The sequence below is a fragment of the [Clostridium] hylemonae DSM 15053 genome (assembly GCF_008281175.1).
GTDB lineage: Bacteria > Bacillota > Clostridia > Lachnospirales > Lachnospiraceae > Extibacter > Extibacter hylemonae.
Genome location: NZ_CP036524.1, coordinates 2,233,379 through 2,246,267 on the forward strand (window position 1 = coordinate 2,233,379; position 12,889 = coordinate 2,246,267).

Below are 12,889 nucleotides of genomic sequence, written 5' to 3' on the forward strand. Positions count from 1 at the left end.
ACTGTATCTATTCAACTACTGCAATCACTTCTACTTCACAGAGCACATTTTTCGGAAGAGTCTTTACTGCCACACAGCTCCTTGCCGGTTTGGATGTGAAGTATTTTGCGTATACTTCATTGAATGCCGCAAAATCTCCCATGTCGGCAAGGAAACATGTTGTCTTGATCACATGGTCAAAATCTGTTCCGGCTGCTTTTAACACTTCGCCGACATTTTTGCACACCTGCTCTGTCTGGCCTTCGATCGTCGCTGCTTCCACATTGTCTACTTCCGGGTTGATACCGATCTGTCCTGCGGAGTAGAACATTCCGTTATGTACATACCCCTGTGAATATGGTCCTAATGCTTTTGGTGCCTTTTCTGTTGCTACTACTTTCATAATTTACCTCTCCTTTGCTTCTTCTAATATTTTTTGTGCTATACATACGTCGAAAAGCCCCATTCCCACTGATTTAAAATATGTGGTCTTTTCCGTATCTGCAGCTTCCTCTGCCTCTGATGCAAGATAATCGCTCATCAGCACGATCCGGTCTTTTGTCAGGCGTCCTTCCTCGATCGGCTGGCTCAAATCCCCGCACTCTTCACATGCGTAAGGGAGCTCTATGTATACCTTATCCACAAGGTCCCAGACTGCATCCGGAATTTCCCGCATCTTGGGCGTATAGGAACCGATGGCTATGATACACTTGCCCCGCAGCAGTTCTCTGTCGTTGGGCAGCACCGGTTCAGCAGAAGGTGTAGTCGTACAGATTATTTCGCTCTTGGCTGCAAGCTCTTCTACTGTCTTACATTGTACTACCTTTGTGCCCGGGTTATCAATAGCTTTTTCCAATCTGTCCATATATTCCGTCAGATCGCGGTCACTGTGGTTAAATACGTATACTGTATGAATGTCCCGCGCGGCACATGCGTAAACAGCCTGGTGGAAGCCCTGCACCCCTGCGCCGATGATTCCGGCTGTATGGCAGTCTTTTCGGGACAGGTGCCGTATGCCTACGCCGCCTACTGCACCGGTCCTCCACGCAGTGACCGACTGACCGTCCAGCACTGCCTCGGGCGCGCCTGTCACTGCATTGTTCAGCAGTATGATGCCGTCGATAGACGGAAGGCCGAGCCTGGCATTATCCGGAAAGATCGTCAGCATCTTTGTACCGATGATCTCTTTTGTATAACAGGGCATATACATAAGCGTCTTATTGTCGTGCTCTACCGACGGCCGGGGCGGCATATAATACTCCCCGGAGCCGAAAATGCGGTATGCCTCCTCGATCTGATCCATCATCTTATCCGGATCTGCAAGCTTTTCTATCTCCTCTTTGCTTAAGATAATCATTTCATTAAGCTCCTCTCAATTCTTCTTTTTCTCTAGTGACATCTTTCAGCCACTTATAACTTACGTACCTCTTTAATGTCAGCGGAATCTTTATGAGCTCGTCGCTCATGAGGATCACATAGACGACAGGCACGCTGGCGTGGAATACAAACGCCGCCACTGCTCCTATGATGATGGAGCACCCCCACATTGTGGAGACATCCATGATAAGTCCGAATTTCGTATCACCGCCGGAACGGAAGATACCTATGACCATTGTGCCGTTCAGTGACTGGGCCACTGTAAAATATGACATGACGAAGAACATAAACGTAAGATAACCTTTCGCCTGTCCTGTCAGCGCAAGACTCGCATTGGCGAGCGGGGCTGCAATGAGGATGACAGCTCCTCCGGCCGCACCGATAATGACGCTCAGCCAGATAAACCGTTTCGCATACGCTTTCGCGTATTCCAGCTTCCGCTCACCGATCGTCTTTCCAAGGTAGATGGCTGCTGCATGGGCTATGCCGAACACGACCACCGTTGCCAGCTGCCGCGCGACCTGCGCCACGGAATTTGCCGCCACCGCCGCGCTTCCGAGGTGACCGATAATGGCAGTATTGGCCGAACTGCCAAGCCCCCACATCACTTCGTTTAATACGACCGGCATCGCGTAAGTCATATAATCCCGGAACAGAACTTTGTCTATTCTTATCAGATCCCGGAAGCGTATTCTCACAAGCTTATTGTGTACAAACGCATAGAGCAGCACTATGAACATCTCTGTGATACGCGCGATCAATGTCCCGACAGCGGCTCCCCGTATGCCCATGGCCGGGAAGCCCATCAGTCCGAATATGAGCAGAGCGTTTACCGCGATATTGACAAGCAGTGATATGGAGTACACGAAGGTGGCGATAAGCACCCGTTCTATGCTGCGCATAATATTCAGGTACACCTGGGTCACTGCCATGAACAAGTAAGAGCTTCCTACGATCCTCAGATATTTTACTCCTTCCGCTATGACTTCCGGGTCCGAGCTGTATATGTGCATCAGCTGCTCCGGGATGAACAGCGCGGCGGCGGCAAACAGGACTGCCGTCACGATTCCGGCAGAGAGCCCCATTCCCAATACTTTCTCGATGGTCCTCGTATCCTTTTTCCCCCAATACTGGGCGGTCAGGACGGTAGCCCCCGACGTGATCCCCATGAACAGCAGCGTCATGATAAACTGTATCTGCCCCGCAAGGGAGGCTCCTGAGAGCACCTTTTCCCCTACCTTCCCAAGCATGATAACGTCCGCCGCAGTGACACCTACGTTTATCAGATTCTGTATCGCCATGGGAATAACGAGCGCGAAGACATTTCTGTAAAAACTCTTCCAATTTATATTCAGATTATCCGTGGTTTGCTTCTTTATATATTTCATACGCATCGTGCGCAGTCAGCTCTTTGAAGCTTCCAAGCCTTATCGTATCCCCTTTTGTCGCGTTCTGTGAAAGCTTCCGGAGCGTCTCGTCCGGGAGGACGCCTGTTTTAAGCTCCCCGATACATGTCGCGACATGGAGGGAGCGAAAGAACTCTTCCGTCTTCTCTATTGCCGCAAGCGCAGCCTCCTTCTCATCTTTATTTTCTATGCCCCACACCGCATACCCGTAGTGGGCAAATCTTGGCACATCCAGCCTGTACACATACCGCGCCCAGCTTCCCCATACTGCGGACAGTGTGGCTCCGTGCGTCTCATCAAACATGGCGCTCAGTTCGTGTCCCAGCTTATGGTTCGCAAAATCTCTCGGGCGGCCCAGTCCTGTGATGCCGTTGTGTGACAGACTTCCGCACCACATGATCTCACTCATGGCATCATAATCCGTCTGGTCCGCGTAAGCTTTCCGCCCGTACTCGATCACCGTCCGCAGAAGTCCTTCCGCGATCTCATCCGTCATACGGTTGCCAGGCACCGGAGTGAAATACCGCTCCAGCGTATGCATATAGATATCTACGATACCACATGCAAGCTGATACTTGGGCAGTGTATATGTAAGCTCCGGATTCATGACGGCAAACTTCGGCCGGTTCAAGTCTGAACTCACCCCGCATTTTCTTCCGGTCTCTTCGTTCGTCAGAACGGAAGAATCGCTCATCTCACTTCCTGCTGCCGATATCGTCAGCACGGCTCCGACCGGCATGGACCGCTCCACCGTCTGCCTTCCTTCCCAGAATTCCCATATATCCGTCTCCGGATTGGCCGCTCCGATGGCAACGGCCTTGGCGGTGTCGATCACACTTCCGCCTCCCACGGCCAGAATCAGATCCGCCCCGAGGCCGGCCGCCTTCCTGACACCCTCGCGCGCCAGACTGACACGCGGGTTCGGCTGCACTCCTCCCAGCTCGTCATACTGAATACCTTCCGCATCCAATTCCTTCTTTATCGTATCCAGAAGCCCGCTTTTCACGACACTGCCCCCGCCGTACACGATCAGCACACGCGCCGCGCCATATTTCTTCACCAGTCTTCCTGTCTCCCGCTCCGCATCTTTGCCGAACACAATTTCCGTCGGCGTATATTGAACAAAACTATGCATTTTTTATACCTCCTTTATCAAATGTCACCTAAAGACGATTGTATCATAACAAAAAGAATTCTACCATAGGGGACAGGGCAAATTTAATTGGGGACGGGGGAAATTTAAATTTCCCCCGTCCCCAATTAAATTTGACGTGTCCCTTACTCTTGTTCTTTGCTTTTGCTTAGGACGAGTCCTACGCAGAGGATAGCCGCAGCAAACAGCAGCTGGATGCCGAATCCTTTATAAATGACCTCTGACTGTGCCTTTGTAAACTCTGTATTCACCGACAGCACGCCGATGACTTTCTCGTACCAGTAGAGCGGAAGGAACTGCGCGAACATCCTAACACCTTTCCCAAGGACGTCCAGACTTACAAACACGCCGCAGGTGAAGCACATTCCAAGGGTTATCACATTGATGATCCCGTTCAGCGCCGCAATCTCCTGCACGACCACTCCGATCGTAAACGCGATGGACAGCCCGACGAGCACGCAGAGGAAGGAATTTATCATATAGTAGATATTGTTCGGATCGTTCAGAAACTGACCCGGGTACATGACCAGCGGCAGCAGCATGCAGATCCCCCAGAATCCTGCGCCGATCACGACAAAACCGGCCACCATCTGCATATTCTGTCTTCTGCCTGATATGGATGAGCAGAGCATCCGCTGCCGCACATCCTTCTTGCGGAACGCCATCATAATGTAACCGATCGTATAGCAAAGGACGGCAAGTATGATATATGGCATATACTGGAACAGAAATGAATGCGGCATGGCGAATCCGCCGTTCCCGTTCTTGTCGATCAGTTTGACATCAGACTCCGTTTTCCCTGCTTCCGCGGCGTCACTGACAGCCTCGTCTATACTGTAACCGGCACTTGTCAGTACCTTTACGGAGTTGAGGAATGTAGAGATCTGCTGGTCAACGTAAAACGCGCTCGTCGTATCTGGAAGCTTTGTCGTCTGAAGTTTTTCTCCTTCCTCCAGGCAGACCCGCTCAAAATGCTCAGGTATCGTCACGACATAATAGATGTCTCTGTAGAAGAGCTTTTCCTGGATCACATTCTTGTCATCTTTCACTTTCACGAGATCGTGCCTCTCTCCGAGGTACTCCGTAAGCCCTCTGGCCAGTTCCCCGTGGTCCCGGTCGATAACCGCAACCTTCAGCCTCTCCTCCTCAAAGTGCTCCATCCCCTTCCCCTTTGTCATGGTCTGGACCATAACGGCAATCGTGATAAATATAACCAGATACATAAACATCATGCCGAGGTTGCGCTTAACCATGATCATAAATCCTCTAAATACTGTCATAACGTTCCCTCCTCACTGACATAAACGCGATCCCTATGAAAAGTACGCTCATAAGCGCAAGAATAAGCAGATTTCTTGTAAATCTCTCCGTATCGTTGAACACACCCATACAGTAAAACGTATCACTTAATACCGCCGCCGGGTTGATCCGGTTGATGATCGGGCAGTTCTGCTCTATTATATTTTTCATGTTGCCGAACATCAGGCCCGCAAGAAATCCCGGAAGCAGCGTCATCATAACTGTCAGCCCCATCTTGATGCCCTCGCTCATCCTGCTCACACATCCGAGCATAATACCCATCGACACCCCGATCATGCTGCCGAGTAAGTCTACGAGCAGGATCTGTGCTATATTCCCGCCAAGCTCAATACCAAATCCAAACCTGACGACAAGCGTCAATATTACAATATTGATAAACTGTATAAAAAACAGTACGGACATATCCGTGAGCACAAGCCATAGTTTATGGGTCGGCGTCACGCTTCTTCTCGCCCCGAGGGCCGACAGATTGGCCTGCCCGTCAAGACTTGCCTGCACGCCGAGAAATGCACCCGACAGACATGCATAGGCAATAAGCGCAAAGAAATACGAGACATTCGGATCCATCGTCTTGCCGCCGAGACTTATCTCCTCCGTCATTGTCTGCCATCCGTCCAGCGCTTCTACCGCCTGCATCAGCCGATCGGGATGTTCCCGGGCGATCTTCATAAGCATGTTGGCATTCTTATTGTAGCTGTCCAGAAGCGACTTTAAAATGCTCGTATTTATGTCCGACTTTGCAACCGTGAGCGACGGTTCAGTGTCAATGTAATAGATTCCGGTGATCTCATCGCTTTTTAAGTCTTTCAGCGCTTTCTTTTCATCCGTCTTTACGATCTTAAGTGTCTCACCGTCCATCTCATCCAGAAAGGCACGGAACGCACTTCCCTGATCGGATTCCACATCGCGCTCAACTACAGCTACGCGGATCGTCTCCATCTCTTCCCCTGTCATACTGTTTCCAAAAGAAACAAAAAAGAATATACCGAGAATGATAGGAAACGCAAGTGCCCAGAACATAACGCTCCGTTCCCGGACCGTCTGTAAAAATCTGTATTTAATCAGATGCAGCATACTCTTCCCTCCTAATCCCTCAGCTCAGTCCCGGTGATCTCCAGAAATACGTCGTTCAGTGTAGGCAGCTCTGAAAATACCCTGCCAAATGAAATGTCCTGTTCTTCCATATAATGCAACACTCTCACAAGATTATGTTTCGCTCCGCTCAGCCTGATCTTTAACGTCTGCTCATCGTAAGACACGTCAAATACATGCGGAAGCTCCTTTATCTGTGCCAGATGCTTCTCTTCCAGAGCTGCTGCCTGTATCGTGATCGTCTCGCCTGTCTTGATCATGCTCTTTAACTCTTCCTTTGTCCCTGTGGCCAGCACACGCCCGTGGTCAATGATGGCTATTCTGGAGCAGATCTGTTCCACCTCTTCCATATAATGTGATGTATAGATGATCGTCGAGCCCTGCCTGTTCAGCTCCATGATCCCTTCCAGTATTTTATTCCGGCTCTGCGGATCGACCGCCACGGTAGGCTCATCCATGATGATAAGCTTCGGTTTATGGACGATTCCACAGGCGATGTTCAGCCGCCTCAGAAGTCCGCCTGATAATTTCTTCGGCCGCATCTTCGTATAATCTTCCAGTCCGACAAAACGGATCGCCTCATCGACCAGTTCCCGGCGTTTTCCTTTATCCCGCACATACAGGCCGCAGAAGTAATCAATATTCTCTCGCACGCTCATCTGCTCAAATACCGCCACATTCTGCATGACTACACCGATTTCTTTTTTGACGCTGTAACTGTCCGGCCTCATCTCTTTTCCCATGACCGTGATCGTCCCCTTGTCATATTTCAAAAGCGCCAGCAGACAGTTGATCGCCGTCGTCTTCCCGGAACCGTTCGGACCGAGCAGTCCAAATATCTCTCCTTCGTGTATCTCAAGGTTTAAATGGTCCAGCGCCAGCAGGCTGCCGTACCTTTTTACCAGATTTTGTATCGTGATCATGTTTAAATGCCCTCCTTCTCCTTTTCTACTTGTAGTATACCTTCCGCCGCTTTATAATGTAAGTGTCACGTGTCAGCGCTTAAAATGACATTTGTCACAAGATAAGGAGAACTCTATGAAACGAATACTTGACCAGCTCGTCCTTCTCATATTCAGCTTTACAACTATATTACTGATGCACATAGATACCGCTTTTATCATATCTTTTCTGACTGCCGTCATCTATATCTCTGCCAACTATTTTGTCGATTCACGAAAGTTCCACTTTCTGTCTTCTGCCTTCTATATTTTGCTGGCTGTCTTTTTCCCTGTTCTTCTGTACTTCCTTCCGGCGGTCCTTTACACCTGTCTCTGGTACGATAACTATATCGGTCTGGCCGCAGTCTGTGTTACTGCTCTTTGCAGGATCCTGCCGCTCTCCTGGCCGCTGTTTCTCCTTCTCGCGTTCGGCTGCGGCATATCGCTGCTCCTCTGTTTCCAGACAGACCGGTATGAACAGCTGGAACAACGGTTTAAACAGACACGGGACGACAGCACGGAACGGAATCTGCTGCTGAAGGAAAAGAACCACGCGCTCCTTGAAAACCAGGATTATGAGGTGTACACCGCTACTTTAAAAGAACGCAACCGCATCGCCCGGGAAATACATGACAATGTGGGACATATGCTCACCCGCTCTATCCTGATGACAGGCGCTATACGGACGGTGAACAAAGAGCCTGCTTTAGAGTCTTCCCTGATACAACTGGAAGAGACGCTCAACACTGCCATGACAAATGTCCGTGAAAGCGTACATGACCTGCACGATGAATCCATAAACTTAAAAGAAGCGCTCACAGGTCTTACCGACACCTTCACCTTCTGTCCGATCCATCTGGACTATGATATGGGCTATGACGTGCCAAGAGGCATCAAATACAGCTTTATCACGATCGTAAAAGAGGCGCTGAATAACATCATACGCCACAGCAACGCGACTGACGTTCACATTATCGTCCGGGAACACCCCGGGCTGTACCAGCTTGTGATCGAGGACAACGGAACCGTAAAGAGCCGCGGAAGCGGCCTTGGCCTCACTAATATGAAAGACCGGGTGGAAACACTGCGCGGTACGATGCAGCTGCAGACCGAAAAAGGCTTCCGCATCTTTATTACAATACCAAAAAGGGAGGATTAACTGACTATGAATATACTCGTTGTAGATGATGACATACTCGTCTCCAATGCTCTGAAAACGATACTGGAATCTGATGACACCCTCCATGTGGCGGGTACCGGAGAGGACGGGGAGGACGCAGTGCGGCTTTACGGCGAACTGAAGCCGGACGTACTGCTCATGGATATCCGCATGAAAAAACTGAACGGACTTGACGCGTCCCGCATGATCCTCTCCGATTACCCGGACGCCCGTATTCTTCTTCTGACTACATTCTCAGACGATGAATATATCGTGAAGGCTTTAAAATGCGGCGTAAAGGGCTATCTGCTCAAACAGGATTACAACAGTATCATCCCCGCAGTCAAAGCCGTACACACAGGACAGACCGTATTCGGGACAGAGATCATATCCAAGATCCCGGATCTGCTGCAGAAAAAAAGTGGATTTGACTATGCGTCCTGCGATATCGGCGAAAAAGAATATACGCTCATCACCCTCGTCGCGGACGGCTTCAGCAACAAGGAGATCGCCGAAAAAATGTTTCTGAGTGAAGGAACTGTCCGTAATTATCTGAGCAACATACTGGATAAACTGGACCTGAGAGACCGGACACAGCTTGCGGTCTTCTACTATCAGCATCTGTAACTGCCCACCACACCCATAGAAGGAGGCATCTGCATGACAGATCTAGACTATGACACACTTGAACTGGATACACCCCTGGCACCGGCCTATCATCATCTGAAGCCGCTTGACACCGTCAACGGCTTTAAAATACGCCCCGGCTTTTATGACCACAACGGCGCCTGGGCAATGCCCAACGGCGTAATCTTCACCGTACATTCCCAGGGAGCGGTATCGTGCGAGATACTGCTGTACCACCGCACGGAGACGCAGCCTTACGCCGTCATTCCCGTACCGGACTGTTACCGCATCGGCCACGTGTTCTCCATCTTTATCTTCGGCCTTGATGTGGAAAAATTTGAATATGCGTTCCGGCTTGACGGGCCGTATGACCCGGAGAAAGGCCTGCTTTTCAGCAAAGACAATATTCTCATCGACCCGTACGCCAAAGCCGTCACCGGCCAGAGCACGTGGGGTAAAAAGGCGAGTTCGGACGGATACCGTGCCAGGGTCGTCAGAAATAATTTTTACTGGGGCGCAGAATCCCCGTCTCAGATACCATTTGATGAACTCATCATCTATGAAATGCACGTCCGCGGATTTACAAAAATGGCCCAGGATGTGACCGCCCCCGGTACCTTTAAAGGTATCATAGAAAAAATCCCATATCTCAAAACACTCGGCGTGAACGCCATAGAATTAATGCCTATCTTTGAATTTGACGAGCTGATGGACCGGCGCACTGTAGATGGAAAAGAGCTGCTCAATTACTGGGGATACAGCACGGTCAGCTTTTTCGCGCCGAACACAAGCTACACATCCGCCGTGGAGTACAACCGGGAAGGACTTGAGCTGAAACAGCTCGTCAAGGCGCTGCACGACAACGGCATGGAGATCATCCTGGACGTCGTGTTCAACCACACAGCCGAGGGAGATGAAAAAGGGCCGGTCTTCTCTTTCAAAGGATTTGACAACAACATCTACTACATGCTCACGCCGGAAGGCTATTATTATAATTTCAGCGGCTGCGGCAACACAATGAACTGCAATCACCCTATCGTCCAGCGGATGATCGTGGACTGTCTCCGCTACTGGGTGGAAACTTACCGCATCGACGGCTTTCGTTTCGACCTTGCCTCCATCCTCGGGCGAAATGAGGACGGCTCCCCGATGGAGCATCCGCCGCTCATCAAGGCGCTTGCCTTTGACCCGATCCTCGGCAACACAAAGCTCATCGCCGAAGCCTGGGACGCAGGAGGACTGTATCAGGTCGGAGACTTCTCCGACCTCAAACGGTGGTCTGAGTGGAACGGACGCTACCGGGACGACCTCCGGGAATTCTTAAAAGGAGGCCTCTGGTGCGCAGGGGCGGCCGCCCAGCGTATGATCGGTTCCCCCGACTTGTATGACCCGGAGATCCGGGGCAAGAATGCCTCCGTCAACTTCATCACCTGTCACGACGGATTTACACTCTATGATCTGTATGCGTACAACACAAAGCATAATGAGGCCAACGGCTGGGATAACACAGACGGGAGCAATGACAACCGCAGCTGGAACTGCGGCGCGGAAGGGGAGACCTCCGATCCTGCGGTGAACGCGCTGCGCAGGCGGATGATCCAAAATGCCTGCCTTGTGCTCATGTGCAGCCGCGGCATACCGATGTTCCTTGCCGGGGATGAGTTCTGCAATACTCAGTACGGCAACAACAATCCATACTGCCAGGACAACGAGATATCCTGGCTTAACTGGGAGATGCTTGAGAAGAATCAGGATATCTTCCGCTTCTTCCGGTTCATGATACATTTCCGCCGCCGGCATGCGTCCATCCGTGGCACCTGCCGCCCGAACCGGTACGGACTGCCGGAAGTAAGCCTGCACGGCGAGACGCCGTGGGATGCCTCCTACGGCGCAGACACCAGAGTCATCGGCATCATGTATGCAGGCTACGACGAGGCGCGGAAAACAGATGATATCATCTACATTGCAGTCAATGCATACTGGGAGTCTGTGACCATCACCCTGCCGGAGCTTCCCGACCATCTCCGCTGGCATACTGCCGCCAATACCGGAGACACGGACCGCACCTGCTTTGAAACACCCGCTCCTCTGGATTCCGGGCACTTTCTCATGGGAGAGCGCTCCAGTATCGTGCTCGTAGCGCAGTAAGGGAGAGCAGGGCCTCTCTCCTTTCAGTGCCCGGACAGACCACAATAAAAGCAGACCTATCAACTGCATTGGCGTATGAGTTTCTTTTTTGCCCATACGTTACTTTTAAAATATAATAATCCGACGGCCGCGGGCAATATGGGAGAAACTGCCTGACCGATATATATTCCTGAAAAACCGATATCAACTGCAAAAGCCAGCAGCCAGCATACAGGAAGCCGGACAACTGCCGCGTCCAGAAGTGCATTTACCATAGCGGTACCCGCGGAGCCAATGCCGATCGCAAAGGAGTCAAACGTGTACATGACCGCGTAGATCAAACTGTTAATACCGCAGCATATTCTCAGATACAGGACACCGCCTTTGATGACTTCTGAACTTTCCGGTTCAAACAGCATGATGATCTGTTCTGCAGACAGCTGCACAAAGATAACTGCCATCAAGGTAATACATACATTCAAATACAGCCCGGTCTTTGTTGTCTTTCTCACGCGCTCCATATCATCCGCGCCCATATTCTGCCCTGCCATAGCAGTGACCGCCTGCCCGACAGCCCAGCATGGCATACCCGCAAATGTGTTGACCTTAAGGCCGACGCCGGACGCCGCGGCAACGGATACTCCGAAATTGTTGAGCATCCCTGTGATCAGAAGATAAGAGACATTGACAACTGCCATTTGAACAGCGGCAGGAAGCCCAACCTTTAAAATAGCCCTCAGTGTACCCCATCTTACGACAAAGCGGTTTAACTCAAAATCAAAGACAGCTGTTTTCTTTTTCAAGTAAACGATGGAGACAAAAAGCGAACCCCCCTGCGAAAAAACAGTTGCGCAAGCGGCGCCTGCTGTTCCCATACCGAACGGACCAACTAATATAAAATCCAGCACAATATTTACAACAGCCGCAGTCGCAACAAAATAAAGCGGGCTTTTGGAATCTCCCAGCCCTTTCATAACGGAACATACCGCATTGTAGCCAAATACAAATACCGTACCGCAGCAGACGATCTTCATATATTCGCAGGCGTCCTGCATGGAAGCCGCCGGAACATTCAGCACTTGAAAAAGGGGGGCATATACGAACAGTCCTATGACCGTAATGATAAATGAGGCAATGAGGGATATTCCAAATAATGTTCCAGCCGTCTCAATCTGTCCCTGTTCGTCATTCGCTCCTTTATACTGAGCGGTCAAAACCGTGCCGCCCATCGTAATGCCAATGCAGACAGAATTAATGATAAAACTCACCATAGATGCATTGCTGATCGCGGCAAGCCCTGTTTCGCCTACGATATTTCCAACAACAACCATATCTGCTATGCTGTAAACAGACTGCAGCAGATTGGCAAATAATAAAGGAAGTGCAAACAAAATCATTTTTTTGGGTACGCTTCCGGTAGTTAAATCTTGTACTTCTTTCATTTTCACTAATTCCTTTCTCAACACAAAAAAAACAGAGGGGAAACACGGTGACAGTGCGCCCTCTGCAAAAAACTCTAGCTATATGCAAAAGGCAGCAGACAAAACACTGTCTGCTGCCCCAAATATCAAATAAAGATAAGAATACGAGAACAAAGCTCCGGACTAAACTGTCATGCCGGAACAAACCTTGATCTAAACGTTCTCGTATTCATCAGGCTCCGTACAATGCTTTGAAGTATCAAATTGTGCGGAGCTGTAATCAATGC

Annotated in this window: 11 protein-coding genes; 3 read left to right on the plus strand and 8 right to left on the minus strand. The window is 50.3% G+C overall.

Annotated elements, in window-relative coordinates:
- Window positions 1–7 precede the first annotated feature (7 nt).
- The 7 genes from LAJLEIBI_RS10365 to LAJLEIBI_RS10395 all read right to left on the minus strand — a co-directional run bounded on the left by LAJLEIBI_RS10365 (window position 8) and on the right by LAJLEIBI_RS10395 (window position 7,250).
- The gene (locus LAJLEIBI_RS10365) at window positions 8–382 is read right to left on the minus strand and encodes a RidA family protein (RefSeq protein WP_006441989.1); all 375 of its coding nucleotides are present in this window, start codon (window positions 380–382) and stop codon (window positions 8–10) included.
- 3 nt (window positions 383–385) lie between these two features.
- Window positions 386–1,336: an ornithine cyclodeaminase family protein gene (locus LAJLEIBI_RS10370; protein ID WP_006441990.1), complete on the minus strand. Its 951-nt coding sequence runs from the start codon at window positions 1,334–1,336 to the stop codon at window positions 386–388.
- 4 nt (window positions 1,337–1,340) lie between these two features.
- Window positions 1,341–2,744, minus strand: coding sequence for an MATE family efflux transporter (locus LAJLEIBI_RS10375; protein ID WP_149301919.1), 1,404 nt, complete (start codon window positions 2,742–2,744; stop codon window positions 1,341–1,343).
- Window positions 2,713–3,897 (minus strand): iron-containing alcohol dehydrogenase, encoded by a 1,185-nt coding sequence (locus LAJLEIBI_RS10380; protein ID WP_147570429.1) that lies wholly within the window; start codon window positions 3,895–3,897, stop codon window positions 2,713–2,715. The genes LAJLEIBI_RS10375 and LAJLEIBI_RS10380 overlap by 32 nt, the downstream gene beginning before the upstream one ends.
- Before the next feature lie 143 nt (window positions 3,898–4,040).
- The gene (locus tag LAJLEIBI_RS10385; protein ID WP_006441993.1) at window positions 4,041–5,195 is read right to left on the minus strand and encodes an ABC transporter permease; all 1,155 of its coding nucleotides are present in this window, start codon (window positions 5,193–5,195) and stop codon (window positions 4,041–4,043) included.
- Window positions 5,182–6,309: an ABC transporter permease gene (locus LAJLEIBI_RS10390; protein WP_006441994.1), complete on the minus strand. Its 1,128-nt coding sequence runs from the start codon at window positions 6,307–6,309 to the stop codon at window positions 5,182–5,184. Before LAJLEIBI_RS10390 ends, LAJLEIBI_RS10385 begins: the two co-directional genes overlap by 14 nt.
- Window positions 6,310–6,320: 11 nt before the next feature.
- Entirely contained in the window at window positions 6,321–7,250 is a 930-nt protein-coding gene (locus tag LAJLEIBI_RS10395; protein ID WP_006441995.1) for an ABC transporter ATP-binding protein, read from the minus strand.
- A 115-nt stretch (window positions 7,251–7,365) separates the two neighbouring features.
- Between LAJLEIBI_RS10395 and LAJLEIBI_RS10400 the strand changes: the two genes are divergently transcribed.
- The 3 genes from LAJLEIBI_RS10400 to LAJLEIBI_RS10410 are packed head-to-tail and all read left to right on the plus strand — an operon-like array spanning window position 7,366 to window position 11,202.
- Window positions 7,366–8,427, plus strand: coding sequence for a sensor histidine kinase (locus LAJLEIBI_RS10400; RefSeq protein ID WP_006441996.1), 1,062 nt, complete (start codon window positions 7,366–7,368; stop codon window positions 8,425–8,427).
- 6 nt (window positions 8,428–8,433) lie between these two features.
- On the plus strand, window positions 8,434–9,054 hold the full coding sequence (locus LAJLEIBI_RS10405; RefSeq protein ID WP_006441997.1) for a response regulator transcription factor: 621 nt from the start codon (window positions 8,434–8,436) through the stop codon (window positions 9,052–9,054).
- Between the two features lie 33 nt (window positions 9,055–9,087).
- Complete coding sequence (locus LAJLEIBI_RS10410) at window positions 9,088–11,202, plus strand: glycogen debranching protein (RefSeq protein ID WP_006441998.1); 2,115 nt, start codon at window positions 9,088–9,090, stop codon at window positions 11,200–11,202.
- Between the two features lie 59 nt (window positions 11,203–11,261).
- Here the strand turns inward: LAJLEIBI_RS10410 and LAJLEIBI_RS10415 are convergent, their stop codons facing one another.
- Window positions 11,262–12,623, minus strand: a complete 1,362-nt coding sequence (locus LAJLEIBI_RS10415) for an MATE family efflux transporter (protein WP_006441999.1) — start codon at window positions 12,621–12,623, stop codon at window positions 11,262–11,264.
- Window positions 12,624–12,889 lie beyond the last annotated feature (266 nt).